General features: G+C 40.3%; 19 protein-coding genes. 5 read left to right on the forward strand and 14 right to left on the reverse strand.

Annotated features, from left to right (window positions below):
* The first annotated feature begins 5 nt into the window (after nt 1–5).
* Nucleotides 6–836 carry a Cof-type HAD-IIB family hydrolase gene (locus SJ312_RS06975; RefSeq protein WP_096863436.1) on the forward strand — a complete coding sequence of 277 codons (831 nt, stop codon included), beginning with the start codon at nt 6–8 and terminating at the stop codon, nt 834–836.
* Entirely contained in the window at nt 833–1,480 is a 648-nt protein-coding gene (locus tag SJ312_RS06980) for a 3-keto-L-gulonate-6-phosphate decarboxylase UlaD (RefSeq protein WP_096863435.1), read from the forward strand. The genes SJ312_RS06975 and SJ312_RS06980 overlap by 4 nt, the downstream gene beginning before the upstream one ends.
* 115 nt (nt 1,481–1,595) lie before the next feature.
* Here SJ312_RS06980 and purL read toward each other — a convergent pair whose 3' ends face one another.
* Nucleotides 1,596–5,483: a phosphoribosylformylglycinamidine synthase gene (gene purL, locus SJ312_RS06985; protein WP_319867295.1), complete on the reverse strand. Its 3,888-nt coding sequence runs from the start codon at nt 5,481–5,483 to the stop codon at nt 1,596–1,598.
* Between the two features lie 270 nt (nt 5,484–5,753).
* On the opposite strand from purL, the gene mltF reads away from it, so the two are divergent.
* A complete protein-coding gene (gene mltF / locus SJ312_RS06990) occupies nt 5,754–7,418 on the forward strand; it encodes a membrane-bound lytic murein transglycosylase MltF (RefSeq protein ID WP_050763803.1) in 1,665 nt (554 codons plus the stop codon).
* A 40-nt stretch (nt 7,419–7,458) separates the two neighbouring features.
* Here mltF and tadA read toward each other — a convergent pair whose 3' ends face one another.
* Together tadA and leuE are read right to left on the reverse strand one after the other, a co-directional pair.
* Nucleotides 7,459–7,941 (reverse strand): tRNA adenosine(34) deaminase TadA, encoded by a 483-nt coding sequence (gene tadA / locus SJ312_RS06995; RefSeq protein WP_004264969.1) that lies wholly within the window; start codon nt 7,939–7,941, stop codon nt 7,459–7,461.
* 95 nt (nt 7,942–8,036) lie between these two features.
* Complete coding sequence (gene leuE / locus SJ312_RS07000) at nt 8,037–8,690, reverse strand: leucine efflux protein LeuE (RefSeq protein ID WP_140172294.1); 654 nt, start codon at nt 8,688–8,690, stop codon at nt 8,037–8,039.
* 184 nt (nt 8,691–8,874) lie between these two features.
* On the opposite strand from leuE, the gene SJ312_RS07005 reads away from it, so the two are divergent.
* Both SJ312_RS07005 and SJ312_RS07010 read left to right on the forward strand, forming a co-directional pair.
* Nucleotides 8,875–9,324 (forward strand): hypothetical protein, encoded by a 450-nt coding sequence (locus tag SJ312_RS07005; RefSeq protein ID WP_004264971.1) that lies wholly within the window; start codon nt 8,875–8,877, stop codon nt 9,322–9,324.
* Nucleotides 9,325–9,865: 541 nt separating this feature from the next.
* Nucleotides 9,866–10,126, forward strand: a complete 261-nt coding sequence (locus tag SJ312_RS07010) for a YfhL family 4Fe-4S dicluster ferredoxin (RefSeq protein WP_036959019.1) — start codon at nt 9,866–9,868, stop codon at nt 10,124–10,126.
* 87 nt (nt 10,127–10,213) lie between these two features.
* Here SJ312_RS07010 and acpS read toward each other — a convergent pair whose 3' ends face one another.
* From acpS to rpoE, 11 genes are all read right to left on the reverse strand, one after another.
* Nucleotides 10,214–10,600, reverse strand: coding sequence for a holo-ACP synthase (gene acpS / locus SJ312_RS07015; RefSeq protein ID WP_153673942.1), 387 nt, complete (start codon nt 10,598–10,600; stop codon nt 10,214–10,216).
* Nucleotides 10,600–11,331 (reverse strand): pyridoxine 5'-phosphate synthase, encoded by a 732-nt coding sequence (gene pdxJ / locus SJ312_RS07020; protein WP_094961689.1) that lies wholly within the window; start codon nt 11,329–11,331, stop codon nt 10,600–10,602. The genes acpS and pdxJ overlap by 1 nt, the downstream gene beginning before the upstream one ends.
* Nucleotides 11,332–11,619: 288 nt before the next feature.
* Nucleotides 11,620–12,348 (reverse strand): DNA repair protein RecO, encoded by a 729-nt coding sequence (gene recO, locus SJ312_RS07025; RefSeq protein WP_004264975.1) that lies wholly within the window; start codon nt 12,346–12,348, stop codon nt 11,620–11,622.
* 11 nt (nt 12,349–12,359) lie between these two features.
* Complete coding sequence (gene era / locus SJ312_RS07030; protein WP_004264976.1) at nt 12,360–13,268, reverse strand: GTPase Era; 909 nt, start codon at nt 13,266–13,268, stop codon at nt 12,360–12,362.
* Nucleotides 13,265–13,945 (reverse strand): ribonuclease III, encoded by a 681-nt coding sequence (gene rnc / locus SJ312_RS07035; protein ID WP_004264978.1) that lies wholly within the window; start codon nt 13,943–13,945, stop codon nt 13,265–13,267. The genes era and rnc overlap by 4 nt, the downstream gene beginning before the upstream one ends.
* Before the next feature lie 302 nt (nt 13,946–14,247).
* Nucleotides 14,248–15,213, reverse strand: a complete 966-nt coding sequence (lepB, locus tag SJ312_RS07040) for a signal peptidase I (protein ID WP_004264979.1) — start codon at nt 15,211–15,213, stop codon at nt 14,248–14,250.
* Between the two features lie 17 nt (nt 15,214–15,230).
* Nucleotides 15,231–17,024, reverse strand: a complete 1,794-nt coding sequence (gene lepA / locus SJ312_RS07045) for a translation elongation factor 4 (protein WP_036959062.1) — start codon at nt 17,022–17,024, stop codon at nt 15,231–15,233.
* A gap of 403 nt (nt 17,025–17,427) precedes the next feature.
* On the reverse strand, nt 17,428–17,892 hold the full coding sequence (gene rseC / locus SJ312_RS07050; protein ID WP_004264981.1) for a SoxR-reducing system protein RseC: 465 nt from the start codon (nt 17,890–17,892) through the stop codon (nt 17,428–17,430).
* Nucleotides 17,893–17,895: 3 nt separating this feature from the next.
* Nucleotides 17,896–18,846: a sigma-E factor regulatory protein RseB gene (gene rseB / locus SJ312_RS07055; protein ID WP_004264982.1), complete on the reverse strand. Its 951-nt coding sequence runs from the start codon at nt 18,844–18,846 to the stop codon at nt 17,896–17,898.
* On the reverse strand, nt 18,846–19,469 hold the full coding sequence (rseA, locus tag SJ312_RS07060; RefSeq protein WP_004264983.1) for an anti-sigma-E factor RseA: 624 nt from the start codon (nt 19,467–19,469) through the stop codon (nt 18,846–18,848). Before rseA ends, rseB begins: the two co-directional genes overlap by 1 nt.
* A gap of 58 nt (nt 19,470–19,527) precedes the next feature.
* Nucleotides 19,528–20,106: an RNA polymerase sigma factor RpoE gene (rpoE, locus tag SJ312_RS07065; RefSeq protein WP_004264984.1), complete on the reverse strand. Its 579-nt coding sequence runs from the start codon at nt 20,104–20,106 to the stop codon at nt 19,528–19,530.
* Nucleotides 20,107–20,378: the final 272 nt, after the last annotated feature.

Consider the following 20,378-nt stretch of genomic DNA (forward strand, 5'->3'; position numbering starts at 1 on the left):
CAACTATGTATAACGTATTAGCGCTTGATTTAGATGGCACAGTTTTAACTCAAGAACACACTATCCACCCAGCCGTCAAACAAGCCATTCACAAAGCAGCAAAACAATGCCATGTCATGATAGTCACGGGTCGCCATCATACCGCAGCTCGCCCCTATTATGATGAGCTTGGTTTAACCACGCCAATTATTTGTTGCAATGGTACTTATATTTATGATTACCAAAATGAAAAAGTTCTCACACACAATGCTCTCACCAAAGAGAACGCGCTCACTTTTATTGAACTGGCGCAACAGGACAAACTGAAAATGGTGATGTATATCACCGATGCCATGGTGTATTCAAAAATCGATCCCATCGATTACATGAGCGCGATGGAGCAATGGGCTAACAACCCAACCATGGCCCATCCGCCAAAAATTTATCGCATTGATTCATTTGAAGAACAAGTCCAGCACGCTGACTATATTTGGAAATTTGTCGTCGAAGGTGAACCGGCTACGTTAGAGCGCTTCTTAAACTCACCTTGGATAAAACAAACTTTTAATGCAGAAAAATCATGGTCAAACCGTTTCGATTTTGCTGCGAAAGGCAATAACAAAGGCACGCGTTTAGCTGAGTATCTTCATTCTCTGGGTTATGACTCGAAGCAAGTTATTGCTGTTGGTGATAATCACAACGATATCTCCATGATTAAGCTAGCAGGCTTAGGAGTTGCAATGAAAAATGCTGATGACACCGTGAAGTCCCATGCGGATTTCGTTTGTGCTACCGATAACAATGGTGATGGCCTTGCGCGTCTCATACATGAAAATATTTTAGGACAATCACAATGACAAAGCCTTTGATCCAAATAGCTCTAGACCAAACCAACTTACCGGCTGCACTCGAAGTGGCTGAAAATGTACACACTTTCGTTGATATTATTGAAGTGGGCACAATCTTAGCTTTTGCAGAAGGTATGAATGCGGTCGCGACTTTACGTCAAAAATATCCCAACCACATTCTAGTTTGCGATATGAAAACCACGGATGGTGGAGCCATTTTATCGAAAATGGCATTTGAAGCGGGAGCAGATTGGATCACAGTATCAGCGGCGGCACATATTGCCACTATTGCTGCCTGTAAAAAAGTTGCCGATGAGTTTAATCGTGAAATCCAAATTGAAATCTATGGTAATTGGACTTTTGACGATGCTAAAAATTGGGTTGAACTTGGCATTTCGCAAGCTATTTACCATCGTTCCCGTGATGCAGAACTCGCTGGTATTGGCTGGAGCAATGAAGATATCGAAAAAATGCGCAAACTGTCTGATTTAGGACTAGAACTCTCAATTACAGGCGGGATAATTCCAGAAGACCTGCATTTATTTAATGGTATCAATGCAAAAGCCTTTATTGCTGGCCGTGCGTTAGTGGGTGAAAAAGGCCAAAAAACGGCGGAAGCACTAAGGGAACAAATTGACCGTTTTTGGAAATAGTAATTAGGAATAATTCTGACTCAAAAACCGACCTTTCCGTTTAAAACTCACTCGATTAAAATTCAGGCCAGCAAAATAGCTGGCCTTTTCAACAATCTATCAAACTTGTGATTTATTAACCTAATTGCTTACGTGCGTTACGGAAAATGCGCATCCACGGGCTATCTTCTCCCCAATTTTCAGGGTGCCATGAATTGCTCACCGTACGGAAAACACGCTCAGGGTGCGGCATCATGATCGTTGCTCGGCCATCTTTCGAGGTCACCGACGTAATACCATTAACTGACCCATTCGGGTTAGCTGGATATTGCTCAGTTACCTGACCGTAGTTATTCACGAAGCGCATTGCCACCAGCCCATTATCTTCTAATTGCTGTAAATGTGCGGCTGCACGGGTTTCCACTTGCCCTTCCCCATGAGAAACCGCTATCGGCATACGAGAACCTGTCATATCTTGCAGTAACAGTGATGGGCTTTTTGCTATTTCAACTAAGCTAAAGCGTGCTTCAAAACGTTCAGAACGGTTACGTACAAAACGAGGCCAGAATTCAGCACCTGGGATAAGCGTATGTAAGTTCGACATCATCTGGCAACCATTACATACCCCCAGAGATAAAGTATCAGCACGGTTAAAGAATGTCTCAAATTCATCACGGACTTTATTGTTGAATAAAATGGATTTTGCCCAACCTTCACCCGCACCTAATACGTCACCATAAGAGAAACCGCCACAAGCCACTAATGCTTGGAATTGTTCCAAAGACAAGTTACCTGCGAGTAAATCACTCATATGCACATCAATTGCATCGAAACCAGCACGGTCAAAGGCTGCTGCCATTTCCACATGTGAGTTCACACCTTGTTCACGTAAAACAGCTACTTTAGGACGTACACCTGACAAAATAAATGGCGCAGCAATGTCTTCTTCAATGTCATAAGTCAATTTCACATTCAAACCTGGGTCTTGGTTATCCTGTTTCATTGTATGTTCTTCGTCTGCACACACTTCGTTATCGCGCAAGCGCTGCATTTGCCAAGTCGTTTCAGCCCACCATTGGCGCAATAAACTGCGAGATTCGCGGTAAACAACCGTATCTCGGCTATTGATGATCACGGCATCATCTTGTATTGCAGAACCTAAATAATGAACACAGCCTGCAAGCCCTGCTTGTGCAAAACATTCTGCCACATACTCTCTATCGGCTTCATTAATTTGAATGACAGCGCCTAACTCTTCGTTGAATAATGCTGCGAGCGTGTCTTCATCAAAAGAGCTAATATCAACATTAATACCGCAATGACCCGCAAAAGCCATTTCCACTAAAGTGACGAATAAGCCGCCATCTGAGCGGTCATGATAGGCTAATAATTTTTGCTCGGATAATAACTTCTGAATGGTATTAAAGAAGCCAAGCAATACTTCAGGGCTACGTACATCAGGGGCTTTATTGCCTAACTGACGATATACCTGTGCGAGTGCAGAACCGCCCAGCGCGTTATGGCCTTGCCCGAGGTCAATTAATAACAAGGCATTATCATGACCTGTTTTTAACTCAGGTGTCACTGTTAAGCGGACATCTTCAACACGGCCAAATGCACTAATCACCAAGGAAAGTGGCGACGTCATTTCACGCTCTTCACCATCCTGCTGCCAACGAGTTTTCATTGACATGGAATCTTTACCAACAGGGATGGTTAGGCCTAGCGCAGGACAAAGCTCTTCCCCTACCGCTTTAACCGCTTCATATAAACCTGCGTCTTCCCCCGGATGCCCTGCCGCTGCCATCCAGTTTGCAGACAATTTAACGCGTTTTAAATCTTGCACATATGAACATGCAATATTGGTTAATGCTTCACCCACGGCCATGCGTGCTGATGCAGCGAAATCCACCAATGCTACTGGCGTTCTTTCACCAATAGACATGGATTCCCCATAGTAGCTATCTAAACTTGCAGTCGTTACTGCACAGTCAGCGATAGGAATTTGCCATGGGCCAACCATCTGATCACGAGCAACCATGCCTGTAACTGTGCGGTCGCCAATGGTAATTAAGAATGTTTTTTCAGCTACGGCGGGTAAATGCAGGACACGTTTCACCGCTTCATTTAAATTAATCGCTGTTCTGTCTAATGAATCCGGTTCCGCCTTTAATGTTTTTACATCACGCAACATTTTTGGCGTTTTGCCTAATAAAACATCCAGTGGCATATCAATCGGTTGGTTAGCAAAATGTTCATCATTTAATGTCAAATGACGTTCTTCAGTGGCTTCCCCAATCACTGCAAACGGCGCACGTTCACGCTCACAAATTGCGGTGAACACAGGAAGCTGCTCTGGTGAAACGGCCATTACATAACGTTCTTGAGATTCGTTACACCAGACCTCCAATGGGCTCATTCCTGGCTCATCATTGAGAATCTTACGTAACTCAAAGCGCCCACCACGGCCACCATCACTGACCAATTCTGGCATTGCGTTCGACAAACCGCCTGCGCCTACGTCATGGATAAATAAAATTGGGTTATCATCACCAAGTTGCCAGCAGCTATCGATGACTTCTTGGCAACGGCGTTCCATCTCTGCGTTATCACGCTGTACCGAAGCAAAATCTAGGTCTGCATCTGATTGGCCCGATGCCATTGATGATGCAGCTCCACCGCCTAACCCGATATTCATTGAAGGGCCACCGAGCACAATGAGTTTTGCACCGACCGTAATTTCGCCTTTCTGTACGTGGTCTGCACGGATATTTCCTATGCCCCCCGCTAACATAATCGGCTTATGATAACCACGTAACTCTTCTCCATTGTGGCTATTGACCTTTTCTTCATAAGTACGGAAATAGCCTAATAACGCAGGGCGACCAAATTCATTATTAAATGCCGCACCGCCTAATGGCCCTTCCATCATAATATCCAAAGCGGTCACAATGCGCTCTGGTTTACCGAAATCTTCTTCCCAAGGCTGTTCAAAACCAGGAATACGTAGGTTAGAAACCGAAAAACCGACTAAACCTGCTTTTGGCTTAGCGCCGCGACCTGTTGCGCCTTCATCACGAATTTCACCACCAGAGCCTGTTGCTGCGCCTGGCCAAGGCGAAATCGCTGTTGGGTGGTTATGGGTTTCTACCTTCATTAAAATATGAGCATCTTCTTGGTGATAGCGGTAAGTGCGCCCTTCAGGCTCAGGGAAGAAACGACCAACAGGCGAACCTTCCATCACGGCTGCGTTATCTTTATATGCCGATAAAACGTGGTCAGGTGTTTTTTCAAACGTATTTTTAATCATTTTAAACAGCGATTTAGGCTGCTCTTCGCCATCAATCACCCAATCTGCATTAAAGATTTTGTGGCGACAGTGTTCTGAGTTTGCTTGAGCAAACATGTAGAGCTCAACATCCGTTGGATTACGTTTTAACCCGACAAAGGCCTCTAACAGGTAATCAATTTCGTCATCAGCTAATGCCAGTCCCATTTCCCTGTTTGCTGTTTCCAATGCAATACGACCACCCGCAATCACATCAATAGATTTCATTGGTGCAGGCTGGTGCTGCACAAATAATGCGCTCGCTTGTTCAAAAGAAGAGAAAATGCTTTCCATCATGCGATCGTGCAAAATAGCGATCACTTCATGCCACTGCTCTTGGGTCAGTGCATCACCTTGGACATAATAAGCAACTCCGCGTTCAATACGCTTGACTTGATTAAGACCACAGTTGTGTGCAATATCTGTTGCTTTTGAAGACCATGGAGAAATAGTTCCCGGACGAGGAGTCACTAAAATAAGCTTACCGAATGGGTCGTGCTCTGCCAGAGAAGGGCCGTACTTTAACAAACTGCTCAGTTTGCCTTGCTCACTATCACTCAACGGCGCCGAAACTTCAGCAAAGTGCATATACTCAGCATAGATATCCGTGACAGGAAGCTGTTTTTCTACAAACAGTGCCAAAAGGCGGGTAATACGAAATGCTGATAGAGCAGGTGAACCACGCAAAATTTCCATCGTCTTAATTTCTCTCTTTTAAACGCCAGCCCTGAACATGAAAGCAGGGAAACCGGAACACATTATAGAGCAATGTTCATCAATACGAAACCGTTTGCGTGATTAAAAATAAAGCGATTAGTTAAATATTATTCTGTGCTAAATACGATAATATAGGTTGCACCCTTCCTAAATGTTGAGCAAAATAGCCGACTACTGGAATTATAACCATTACTTAGCCATACTCTTTTATGGACATACAGCACCAGTCAATGCACGAGAAACTATTATTTGAATAACTTAAAAGTTAACTATTTAATTGTCGTGGTCATCGCGCTACTGGCTACTATGGTCATCGGTTTTAACGTCCGTTGGCCCAATACACAAAATTCACAAATTAATAAAATTATTTCTCAAGGTGAATTACGTATTAGTGCCGTTAGCTCGCCACTTATCTATATTGATGAGCAAAAACAGCTGCGTGGGTTTGACTACGAGCTGGCTCAAGGCTTTGCCTCATACCTAGGAGTTAAACTCAAGATAACCATCCGCCCAACATTCGAGCAAATATTCGATGACCTTGAAAATGGTGATGCAGATATCGCGGTAGCGGGCCTGCTGTATAACAAAGACCGTTTAGCCAAAACGAAAACCGGTCCAAGCTATCTTAATGTGACTCAACAACTTGTATATCGCAAAGGAACAAACCGTCCCAAAAATTTCAATGAAATTAATGGCAAATTATTAGTTACCGCTGGCACAGCTCATGCAAGTACACTTAAAGAATTGTCCAAAGAATACCCAGACCTAAAGTGGGAAGAAACTTCAAAATACAATACCAGTCAAATCCTTGAAATGGTTGCTGATGGCGAGGTTGACTACACGTTAGAAGACTCTATCGCGGTTGCACTACAGCAACGTATTCACCCCCAAATTGCCGTGGCTTTTGATTTATTGGATGAACATGCTATCACTTGGTACATGCGACGTAGCAAAGAAAACAGTTTAGACGCTGCGTTACTTGACTTCTTCAATCTCAGTCATGAAACCGAATTACTCGCACGCCTTAATGAAAAATATTTTAGCCATGTAGAATCCTTCGATTATTTCGACACAATGGCATTTATAAAGGCAATTGATAATAAACTTCCCGAGTATCAACCGCTGTTTGAAAAATATGCTCAGGTGATTGACTGGAAATTATTAGCAGCTATCGCATGGCAAGAGTCCCATTGGGACCCTTTAGCGACTTCGCCTACAGGTGTACGTGGGCTAATGATGTTAACCAAGCCAACGGCAACAACAATGGGTATTGCTGACAGGTTAGACCCGGAAGAAAGTATTAAGGGTGGTGCCGCTTATCTTGCTTATATTATGGAACGTTTACCTGAAACCATCGAAGAAGATGACCGTATCTGGTTCGCCCTTTCTGCCTATAATATGGGATATGGGCATATGCAGGATGTACGTAAATTAACTGAAATGTTAGGCGGAGACCCTAACCGGTGGTTAGATGTGAAAGCCCGCTTGCCTTTATTGACACAGAAAAAATATTACTCACAACTCACTTATGGTTATGCACGTGGCCACGAAGCTTATCGTTACGTTGAGAATATTCGTCGTTATCATCAAAGTTTAGTTGGTTACTTACAAAGTCAAGAAAGAAAACAGCATGCACTTGATATTGCACAAAAATCACTTATTTATTTAATTTCACCAGAAAACCTGACAGCAGCTGAGTCTCAAACGATTCAAAATCAGTCCCCTATTCCTGAAAAAGTGAGTACTACACATTTAGGGAAAATGAGTTCTGCAACGCAACCACCTAAAACACTTGAAGAAAAAAGACTACCATTAGGAAAGTATTTGCTTTCACTACATCCATCGCAAAATACCGATGAAACCGATGATAAAACGCCCATCACACCACTAAAAGCACCTGAGAAGCCGTTATAAATCATGCTGAAATAAAATGGGAGCGCTAAAATTTACCATATTAGCGCTTTTGTTCTTTTTTTTGGGCTCTACGCAGCTTAAAAAAAGCACTCAGCATTGAAGAACATTGCTGTTCTAGAACACCACCAGTAACATCCACATAATGATTTAACCCTGCTTGCCCCATGATATCTAGGTAAGAACCACAAGCTCCAGTTTTAAAGTCCTTAGCACCATAAACTACACGGCTAATACGGCTGTGGATCATTGCACCTGCACACATAATACAAGGCTCTAACGTGACATATAAGGTGGTATCTAATAACCGATAATTTGATAGCTCTTGCCCTGCTTGTTGCAAAGCCATAATCTCAGCATGTGCAGTCGGATTGTGGTCAATAATAGAACGATTCCACCCCGAGGCAACCAAATGGTTATCTTTCACTAAGACCGCACCGACAGGAATTTCGCCAAGATCTTGTGCTTTTAGCGCAAGTTCAATGGCTTGTTGCATCCAATACTCATCAATTTCTATTTGTGTCACTCTTACCTCTAACCAATGCGTTTACACGTGATTATCCTTAAATGTTAGAATGACCGCAATTAAAATGCTTTTGCCTTTATAATAACAACCTAATTTTAATTGCTAAAAATCGCTAATTTAGCTGCAAAACCCATAAAGAAAGCGCCTACCGTACAATTTCCAAGTTTTGCAAGGAGCTGCTTTTCACGTAAAAAACGAGCTATCAAGTAACCACTAAAAATCAATAAGCTTAAGTATAAAAAACTGACTAATTCTAAGATCGTCGCGAGTACAAGATAAGGCACCCATGCATGAGAGTAATTAAAATCAACAAATTGTATAAAGAAAGAAATATAAAATAGAATTGCTTTCGGGTTTGTTAAGCTCAGCACTAAGGCTCGAGTAAAATGGTTTTCTGTTTTAGTTTTAATTGAAATAGTGTCAGTGCCGTCTTGATTCGACTTCTTATGCATAAATGTGCTATATAAAATCTTACAACCTAAATATAGTAAATAAGCAGCCCCTAAATAGCGCACTATCATAAATAATGTTGGAGAAGCTTTGATTACCGAAGCTACACCAATGAATGACAGGAAAATTAATATCCCATCCCCAGTAAATACCCCTAGAGCAGCCCGATAACCAAACCGAGCCCCACTCGAAGTGCTTGTTTTTAATACATATAATGAATTAGGCCCTGGCACGATAATGATTAAAACAAGCCCAGCTAGGTAAGTCCAAAAGTTAAGAACACCAAGATTTTCGAACATATTTTCAACCCTTTATCTTTTTTATTATTTTTATCACAACTTTCAATCTTTGTGAATATTTATTCTATTTATTAGATATATGAAATGAACTAATAATAAAGATTATTTTAAATCTAACTTATTTATTTATGATAACTAGGCAATCAAATTATTATTCATTATTAATAGTAAAAGGAATAAATATATGGCTATCATTAGAAGATTGGTACAAGACGGTTCATTTGAAGAGTTTTATCCAACAACAATGACATTCAATGCCGCAAAGCGTAATTATTTTTTAGGCCATTCAAAAGATAAAACTTACGTTGTCTATGCCATGGCTGATAACGGTAAAATTGAACCAAATGCTCCTGCGCAAAAAGGAAAATTAAGATCCTACCTTGGTAATATTCAAGCATTTTATGATACAGTAGATAATAAACAATACTTATATGGATATAATTTAAGCGAGAAAATCGTCGAATTATATGAAATTGACGATAAAGCTGGCATAAAACTACTCTATGTTGATGAATTTACTGTTGGAAGTACAATTCAATCGGCAACTCTATTTATCGCCAATGGCCTTATCCATATATTCAGTCAAGCTGAAAAAGATAAAAGCTGGAAAACCCATAGCTATAGCATCATATAATACCTTCCTTATATTACGTATATTTTATGACACCTTAAATTAGTCACAAGGGGTATTAATTTGCCCCTTATTTAAATAATCAACTTTAAAATCATATTTTAATAAAGAAAGAAAAGCGGTATAAGATCATCAACATTAAAACTTCACCACACTATTAACATTAGGTCTATTTAAATAGATAATCTTATCTTTCACCCTAGTTTCGATTATTTAGCATAGGTATATTTACATTCTTATCTTAATTCACTTTATTATTACATTCTAGTTTACTGATTATTTAAAAATAGAAAATAACGATCCAGATGTGAATACAATAACAGAAAAGGATACCAATATTCTGGTATAGCAAAAAATTGAACGCTAAAAACACAAATTTATCATTTAAATGATGTAAAACATCTACACTATGATTTGTTGTTACTTTTTTCAGGCTTTGCAGGTAAAATACATGGCATAAAAATATAAAAACCAAACGAAAGTAACGAATAGGTGCAAGGTATAAGTTACTAGTTTTTAACTTAATACAATGTAAATCACTGATATGTCTTTATTAATTACAAAACGCTGTATCAATTGCGATATGTGTGAACCCGAATGCCCAAATGATGCAATATTTATGGGTGACGAAATTTACGAAATTGACTCAACACTATGTACTGAATGTGTAGGCCATTACGACAAACCTACTTGCCAGTCCGTTTGCCCAATTACTAATACAATCATCACAGATCCTCAACATATCGAAACTGAAGAACAGCTTTGGGATAAGTTTGTTGCAATTCATCACGCCGATAAAATTTAGGTTTAACTTCACTTATATCCAATTATTTATCTAGTTATCCTTAAATGCTGCCAGTGATTTTTACTGGCAGCTCGGTATTACATTGATTCAAGAAATACTTTCTATGATAACTGTAGCAGATGCATAGTGACGTTCATCGGTAATAGAAACATGGTAATGCGTAACTTTTAACCGATTCGCCAGCTCCAATGCCTCCCCAGTTAAACTTAATAATGGTTTTCCCAATTTATCATTGGTTACTTCAAATTGGTTAAAGGCTAAACCATTACGGATCCCTGTTCCTAATGCTTTTGCTGCGGCTTCTTTGACAGCAAACCGCTTTGCTAAAAAACGAGCTGGCTTTGATTGCTGTTGATATTGGGCTAATTCAGTCTCAGTTAGAATTCTTTTCGCTAGACTATCACCTGTTCGTTCAAGCACCGACTCAATTCGAGCAATCTCAACAATATCCGTTCCTAATCCAACAATGGCCATTATTTACGTGCTTCTAATAAGATTTTTTTCATGTCAGTAACCGCTTGAGCTAACCCACTAAACAAAGCACGACCAATAATTGCATGGCCAATATTAAGCTCATAAATTTCAGGTAACTGTGCAATACGTTGAACGTTATGGTATGTCAAACCATGACCCGCATTAACTTTAATGCCTTTACTCGCCGCATATACGGCACCATCACGAATACGGCGAAATTCTAACTCTTGCTCTTGTTCTGATTTAGCATCAGCATAAGCCCCTGTGTGAATTTCAATAAATGGTGCACCACACTCTTGTGCTGCATCAATTTGCTGATGATCCGCATCAATAAATAATGAAACAAGAATGCCCGCGTCAGTCAGACGTTTTACAGCATCAGCCACTTTCTGTTTTTGGCCCGCAACATCTAAACCACCTTCAGTGGTTACCTCTTCACGCTTTTCTGGCACTAAACAGCAGAAAGTAGGTTTGATGCGGCACGCAATTTCAACCATTTCATCGGTTACCGCCATTTCAAGATTCATACGTGTTTGAATAGTTTCATTCAACAGAGTGATATCTCTATCTGTAATATGGCGTCGATCTTCGCGTAAATGCACTGTAATGCCATCAGCGCCTGCTTGCTCCGCAACAAATGCAGCTTGTACAGGGTCTGGATATTGAGTTCCTCTTGCATTTCTAACCGTTGCAATATGGTCGATATTTACGCCTAACAAAAGCTCTGCCATTTTTTATTCCCCATTAATAAACACTAACAAACTCATCTGCCTACTATCCTACTGTAATTTTCTCCTTTGAGGGAATAAATCTCTCACCATTCGAAGCAAATTCCAATCTGTATATCCTGTTTCAGTATTTGTATTTTATTTTTGCGAAGCGCTTCGTAAGATTTTGTACCAGTGAAATAAATGTATTGTCTGAAAGAGCCAGTTCCGCTAAAAAGACACATGAGAAAAGGATATATTGTAGTAATCGAGGTGTAACAAACTAGATAAAAAATAAAATGAAAAACAATTTTAGCTCTGTTTGTTATGTGTAACTGGCGAGTAAGTAAACTGTCGAAATAATTCTCTGCTTTTTAAAGGTTTACCGCCTAAATATGGTTTTAAAGCAAGTCGGGTAAAACGTTTTGCTGCTTTGAGCGTATCTGCGTCAGGAAATTCTCGACTCGCCAATGCCTTAAGTTGTTTACCCGTAAAACTAAGCTGGTCAACAACCAAGCTACCAATAAACCCTTTTTCTTCTCTATACCGGTAAGTCATTGTGTCAGAAACGGGCTCTCCGCTGCCAGCGCAATGTAAAAAATCAACACCATAACCAAGGTAAGAAAGCAGAGCCAATTCAAACCGACGCAATGCAAATTCAGGGGTGTGTTCACTTGCGGCAAGGATTTGTAAGCATGAGAGGTAATCAAAAAATAGTGAGGAGTATGGTGTACCAAATTCTAATACACGTGCGGTTAATTCATTAAGGTATAAACCACTATATAGAACGGTTCCCGTTAAAGGGAGAGCCAAAGACACAGGGTCGGCATTGATTAAGGTTTTGATTTCACCTTTGCCTCCCCAACGGATTAACAAAGGTGTGAAGGGCTGTAAGCAGCCCCTTAATGGTGAGCGATTACGGCGAGCACCTTTTGCAAGTAAACGTATTTTGCCTTCGCCTTCAGTAAAAAAATCGAGCAATAAACTCGTTTCACTGTAAGGCCTTGAATGGAGTACAAACGCACGCTGCCAACCACTCACTTTGCCACCTACTATTTTAGGTCGTCAACATAACCCAGGCTACGTAATGCTCTTTCGTCATCAGCCCAGCCAGATTTAACCTTAACCCAAAGCTCAAGGTGTACCTTGTTATCAAACATTCTTTCCATATCGATACGAGCTTCGGTACCAATGGTTTTCAGTTTGCTCCCTTTGTTACCAATAACCATTTTCTTTTGACCTTCACGCTCAACAAGAATTAAGCCATTGATATGGTAAATACCCGCTTCTGTTACCTTAAATTGTTCAATTTCAACTGTTACTGAATATGGCAGTTCATCACCTAAGAAACGCATCAGCTTTTCACGGATAATCTCAGATGCCATAAAACGCTGAGAACGGTCAGTAATATAGTCTTCAGGAAAATGATGAATAGCTTCAGGTATATGTTGTTTAACAATTTTAGCAATTGTATCCACACCAGTACCTTTTTCTGCACTGATAGGAACAACATCTAAAAAATTCATTTTCTGACTGATCATACTGATATGTGGCAACAGTATCGTTTTATCAGTCACATTATCAATTTTGTTAATTGCCAATATAACAGGGCAACGTAAGCTAGATAACTTAGTCAGTACCATTTCATCATCAGCGGTCCAATTAGTTCCTTCAACAACAAAAATAACTAATTCAACATCACCAATTGAACTGGATGCAGCGCGATTCATTAAACGGTTAATTGCACGTTTTTCTTCAATATGAAGTCCTGGGGTATCAACATAAATAATTTGGTAATTATCTTCTGTGTGGATCCCCATAATACGATGGCGAGTCGTCTGTGGCTTTCTCGAAGTAATCGAAACTTTTTGCCCCAGTAATTGATTCAATAATGTCGATTTACCGACATTTGGCCGTCCAACTATGGCAACAAAACCACAGTGGGATTGTAATTCACTCATTCAAGCTCCAAAATTTTCAATGCTTGCTCTGCTGCTGCTTGCTCCGCTTTACGACGGCTTGAGCCAACGCCATTAATCGGTTGGTCAATACCACTGACTTGGCAGTGGATCGTAAATTCTTGATCATGAGCTTCACCTTTGACCTGAACAACCAAATAATTAGGTAGTGGTAAATGGCGCCCTTGCAGATATTCTTGTAACCTTGTTTTCGGGTCTTTTTGCTTATCACCCGGACTGATCTCAACCAGTCTACTTTGATACCAATCTAAAATAATTCTTTCGATCGTTTGGATATCACTATCTAAAAAAATACCACCGATCAGTGCTTCAACAGTATCAGCAAGGATAGATTCGCGACGAAAACCACCACTTTTTAATTCCCCCGGCCCTAAACGTAAACATTCACCGAGTTCAAATTCGCGTGCGATTTCTGCTAATGTATTTCCGCGTACAAGCGTTGCCCGCATACGACTCATATCCCCCTCGTCTACCTTTGGAAAACGGTGGTATAAGTCATTTGCAATCACAAAACTCAAAATCGAGTCACCTAAAAATTCTAAGCGCTCATTATGTTTGCTGCTTGCACTTCTATGTGTCAATGCTTGGATTAATAACTCGTTCTGTTTGAATTGATAACCAAGCTTACGTTGTAATCTTTCTATTAAAGAGGGGTTCATGTGCGCCCAACCATTTTTATTTGATAAAAAAGCACACGCAACAGACCTGTAAAATGCACCATTTTACAAAACTGTTGCGTTTGCACTGACTCCGAATCCTCTCGCATTTTTTGCAGCTCAGTGAAACTAATTATAAAAATCCATTAGTTACAATAAGTTAAAATGGGAGAGTTAATAATTGGGGAGCCAATAATATTAATTAATCTATATTGTACACTGGGTAAAACAATAATGCTTCGGATAATACGGGTTTTCAAACGAAAACCCGTATTTGTAGCATTTAGCTAGACCCACTAACCAAATTATAGTGGACCAATTCGACTAAAGCGAATACCTGTCGGCCATTCATTTTCTTGCTTATCAAGACTTAACCAAATAAATACCGCGCGACCAACTAAATTCTCTTCCGGCACAAAGCCCCACATACGGCTGTCAGAGCTATTATCCCTGTTGTCACCCATCATAAAGTAGTGCTTTTCAGGAACAATCCATTCATTCTTCGGCATACCTGGTTGCAAATATTTTGCTTCCGTAATTGCTTGACGAATAATCAAAATTTGATGCTCAACCGTATCCAATTTTTCACTACGTTCGTATTGACGCAATGCATTTCTTGGTAGAGGTTGGTCTAATGGAATTTCATAATTGCCCTTTTGGTTATCAACAACAGAACCGATATCAAGGAACATTGTCCATTCACTCGGCGCCAGAGGACCATAAACAATAGGTAAGGTCTCTGTACATTTGTTATCTGCACAATTAGGGTAAATTGTGAGTTCCTTTGCATCTGGGTTATAAATAATTTTATCACCCGGCATTCCAATAACTCGTTTTACAAAATCAACATTAGGATCTTTTGGGTATTTAAAAACTGCGATATCACCACGTTTCGGTTTACCTGTTTCGATTAATGTCGTTTGTGTGATTGGATCTTTCAAACCATAAGCAAATTTCTCAACCAACATAAAATCGCCAACTAACAACGTTGGCATCATTGACCCTGAAGGTATTTGAAATGGCTCATAAATAAATGAACGCACAATCAGTACAATCGCTAACACAGGGAAAATAGACGACCCTGTTTCAAGCCATGATGGACGGCGGACAGCATTTGCCACATCCGCCTCACTCACTGCGCCATTTGTTGCATCCTGTAACTGCTTAAGTTTTGCTTTACGCGCAGGTGCAAATTTAAACTTGTCTAAACACCATATAATCCCAGTGATTAATGTTGCCAGTGTTAGGATCAAGGCAAAGGTGTTAGCCATTGAGACTCCTTGTAAACTTAGTCTTTACCAACATGCAATATAGCAAGGAACGCTTCTTGTGGTAGCTCAACGTTACCAACTTGCTTCATGCGTTTCTTACCATCCTTTTGCTTCTGTAACAGTTTTTTCTTACGGCTAACGTCACCGCCATAACACTTAGCAAGTACGTTTTTACGCAGTTGTTTAACTGTAGAACGAGCAATAATGTGGTTACCGATCGCAGCTTGAATCGCAATATCGAACTGCTGACGCGGGATCAACTCTTTCATTTTTTCAACCAGTTCACGGCCGCGATATTGAGAATTCGCACGGTGAGTGATCAAGGCCAAAGCATCTACACGCTCATTGTTGATAAGAACATCAACACGCACCATGTCTGATGCTTGGAAACGTTTAAATGCATAATCTAAAGATGCATACCCACGAGACGTTGATTTTAAGCGGTCGAAGAAATCCAATACCACTTCTGCCATTGGGATTTCATAAGTCAACGATACTTGATTACCATGATAGACCATATTGGTCTGAACGCCACGTTTCTCAATACAAAGTGTAATAACGTTACCTAAATATTCTTTAGGCATCAGCATATGACACTCTGCGATTGGTTCGCGTAATTCTTCAATATTGTTCAATGCCGGTAGCTTTGATGGGCTATCAACATACACGATATCACCATTGGTCTGCTGCACTTCATACACTACAGTTGGCGCAGTGGTAATCAAATCAAGGTCATATTCACGTTCTAAACGTTCTTGAATGATTTCCATGTGCAGTAAGCCAAGGAAACCACAACGGAAACCGAAACCTAGCGCAGTAGAAGTTTCTGGCTCATAAAATAAAGACGCGTCATTTAGACTTAACTTACCTAGTGCATCACGGAATGATTCATAGTCATCAGAACTGACTGGGAATAAACCAGCGTAAACCTGTGGTTTAACCTTTTTAAAACCAGGTAATGCTTTATCTGCTGGATTACGAGCCCCTGTTAGCGTATCCCCAACTGGGGCACCAGTGATGTCTTTAATTGCACAAACTAACCAGCCCACTTCACCGCAACTCAAAACATCACGGTCGATTTGCTTAGGTGTGAAAATACCGAGGCGATCTGCATTATATACTTGCCCGGTGCTCATCACTTTAATTTTATCGCCTTTTCTCAATGTTCCGTTTTTAATACGAATCAATGAAACAACGCCTAAATAGTTATCAAACCACGAGTCAATAATAAGTGCTTGCAAAGGCGCATCCGCATCCCCAATCGGAGGTGGGATCTCTTTAACAAGGCGTTCAATCACATCTTGAACACCAATACCTGTTTTTGCAGAGCAGCGAACTGCATCATGCGCGTCAAGGCCAACAATATCTTCTATTTCATCAGCAACACGCTCAGGATCTGCAGCGGGTAAATCAATTTTATTTAAAACCGGAACCACTTCTAAATCCATTTCGATAGCGGTATAGCAGTTTGCCAAGGTTTGAGCCTCAACACCTTGCCCTGCATCAACCACCAGCAAAGCACCTTCACAGGCGGCTAATGAACGAGATACTTCATAAGAGAAGTCAACGTGACCCGGGGTGTCAATGAAGTTTAATTGGTAAGTTTCACCATCTGACGCCTTATAATCAAGCGTCACGCTCTGTGCTTTAATAGTGATCCCACGCTCACGCTCTAAGTCCATCGAGTCTAAAACTTGTGCCGCCATTTCGCGGTCGGTTAAGCCACCACAAATTTGAATAATGCGATCTGACAAGGTCGACTTACCATGGTCGATATGAGCAATGATGGAAAAATTTCTTATATTATTGATTTTCAAGGTAATATCTTCTTTTAAATTGCCTTACAAAATCAGCTTTGTGCAAGTATCGCGACAAAACTAAAATGCTATGATTATCACAAGATTGTTAATTAGCAGCATTTTACATATAAGAACCCGCTAACACAAAGATTCAATGTAAAACAACTGTAAACCTGCATCAGGTTAATAGGTTAGTCGTCATAATTCATCATTAATACAAACCACATCAACCACGCTTATAGCCATAATCAATCTATTGTAATTTCTAACTCAAAACAGACAAAATATGTTAATGACTTTATTAGCCATAATACTATTTGTATGTTAATTAATTCTAATCCACAAAAAAGGGAAACATATGTTCCCCTTTCTATTGATAATATCAAATTAACCTTCTAACTCAACATATTGAAATTTAGCAATTAATTTGTACTGAAAGCTCGCTCGGAGGCAACCCTATTTGTAAAACAACAGGTTGAAAAGCTTCATCATCGCGCAAATTTGACGCTAGCCTACGCGCAACATAAAAACCAATAATACCACCAATTACACCTGAAATCGCTATCCAGAACTGCTCAAAATCAAACGCCTGCGCTAAGCCTGCAAAAATAAACAACCCCAAAATGGGTGTTAAGTAAACTAACAGCGCTGAGCGAATTAAACTCCCCTCAGGGATGCCCACTTCAATTTTCTGCCCTTCAACTAGTGGTTGTTCAATTGCGATTTCTAATTCATGTTCCGTATTTGGCCCAATTTTGCTTAAAGCATAAGAACCACAGGTTTTACGAGCACCGCAACTACCACAGCCGGATGAAGAACCATAGCGCAATAAAGCCCTACCGTTTTGCCAACGGACTACTGTTGCCCACTCTTTTACCATAATTTACTCCCGAAACTGAATACTACCTGCTACCACTTGTGCTGTTGCTAATGGTAATTCACCAATGATAGTGATGACATTTTGCTTTTGCGTCATTGTGTAAATAGTTCGACGCCCATTTTGAAGCGGTTGATCGAGTAACGGGCCTTTAGTCGATTTTGTCACATTTACAGAAAAGGTAAATAAACCATCACTAAACATTGCGGTTTCTACCACGTCATCTTCAGCTAATTTTCGCGAAGAACGGGATATTTCTTCAAAACCAGGTGGTAACATGCCAACTTGCCACTTAAAGGAAGGATTTCCATTTTTAGGGGAAATCAATAATGGTGGCATATTCACCTTACTTAACGCAAGTAATGAATCCTTAACTGTTTGGCTATCTAGCACCGTCGAGATCACACGAAATTGTTCTAATGTTTGGCTATTATTATCGAGAAGGTCGATACGTAATGGCAATTTCGTTTCTTCATCGATCAATACTACATAGTTAAACCGAGAATTGTCTTTCGATATTATGCGAATTACTAATGCTGGCCTATCGCCAATGTGGGTCCGCCCTGCATCAATAAAATTATAATAAGGTTTAATCTGTTGATAATTGGCAAAAACTACTGATGGTAAATTATCAACTATATATTTACCATTTAAGCTGAATGCATCAAAACCAGGTTCAAAGTAACTGATGCTATTGCCTTTTTGAACAATTTCACGACGCGATGAATCCATTTGGATCATTTGTGAAACAGGTTCACCATTAATGATGGCATGGCGGTAACGTACAGGTGTTATTGATTGAGGACTGAATGTCATATAAGACATTTCGTAAGAGAGGTTCTGGGCAGCATTTCCCATTTCTTTAAAAAGAACATCGGCATCTAGTTCAGATGCCGAAGCTTGATTAGAAATAATCAGGCTGCCCGTCAGGCAGATGACGGATAACCATTTGTTCATTATTGCAATTTAACTCCTGCTGAAGACGCAGGTTTTACAGACTCTTGATATTGCTGGTTAAGCATCGAGCGTCTTTCAATTTCATACTGTTGCAGCATCGCATTAATACGTTGATTTTGTTGCTCAACTTGTTGAATTTGCTGCTCATTACCAAATAATTGATTATCTGAGATATTTAAGCTAACTGGCGCCCCGCTGCCAACAGGAATAGTATTAAACATTGGCTCATCAACCGGTGAGTCAACGGTATTACTTTGGTTGTATTGTTGAACCCCAACAATAACCGCCAAAGACACACAAGCTGCAACACCAATTTGAGTCAGCTGGCTCGCCCAAGGACGAATTTTACCCCAGAATGGGAAAGCCCCCCAAGTCGCAGGCTCTGGCTGCGATTCGACAACTACCTGAGGATTAATACGCACAGCTTCATTCTCTAATGCTGCCGCAACTTTACTTGCAATATCGAAGTGCATGACTTCATTAGTATCGTTACGCAGAGTATCACGAATAAGATGATAGCTCTCCCAACGTTGTTTTAACGTTGAATCACGTGAAATAGCGTTGACCAGTTCTAAGTCTAGTACTTCGCCATCCATCATTGCGGAAAGTTTCTCTCTTTGCATGCCCAATTACCTTCAGTTAATTGCATCACAATTATATTTAATTGACTGATTTAACAGACTAATACTGTTGAATCAGAGGCTGAACTTTATTATCAATCGCTTCCCTTGCCCTAAAAATACGAGAACGTACGGTGCCAACTGGGCAATCCATTATTTCTGCGATTTCTTCATAGCTCAAACCATCTAACTCGCGGAGAGTAATTGCCATTCTAAGATCTTCTGGCAGCGATTCGATGGTCCGGAAAACAACTTTCTTTAATTCATCAGACAACATTAAGTTCTCTGGGTTCGAAATTTCTTTTAAGGCACCAGCGGTTTCAAAGTTTTCTGCATCACTCGCTTCCAAGTCCGACGCAGGTGGGCGTCTATCTTGGGCAACTAAATAATTTTTAGCTGTATTTACCGCAATCCGATAAAGCCAAGTATAAAATGCGCTGTCACCACGAAACGAACCAATGGCGCGATAAGCTTTTATAAATGACTCCTGCGCAACGTCAGGCACATCTGCTTGCGGTACATAGCGGGATACTAAGCTTGCGACTTTATGCTGATATTTTATCACCAATAAGTTGAAAGCTTGTTGATCGCCTTTTTGTACCTTTTCAACCAAAATCTGGTCGGTCAGTTGCTCGCTCATTCCAGGAAGTATCTCCCGAATTCAGGCCGATAATATGTTAACTTGATCATGTTCTCCCTTCCTAAAGCAAGCACTACTTTGAGTAGTAGAACTCGTTGAAGTTCAATTTAATCTAAAAAAATAGTCAAAAATTTACAAAACTGATAAAAAAATTACTGAGATGATCTTAAAGATCCTTATTAAAACAACTGCCTATAATATTCTTTCAGGCCTATAAGACAGCATACAGATTTTAGGCGCGAATGCGATAGCTATCACACTAAAAGCATTTG

The sequence above is a fragment of the Providencia sp. CIM-Carb-044 genome (assembly GCF_033901115.1).
GTDB classification, from domain to species: Bacteria; Pseudomonadota; Gammaproteobacteria; order Enterobacterales; family Enterobacteriaceae; genus Providencia; species Providencia hangzhouensis.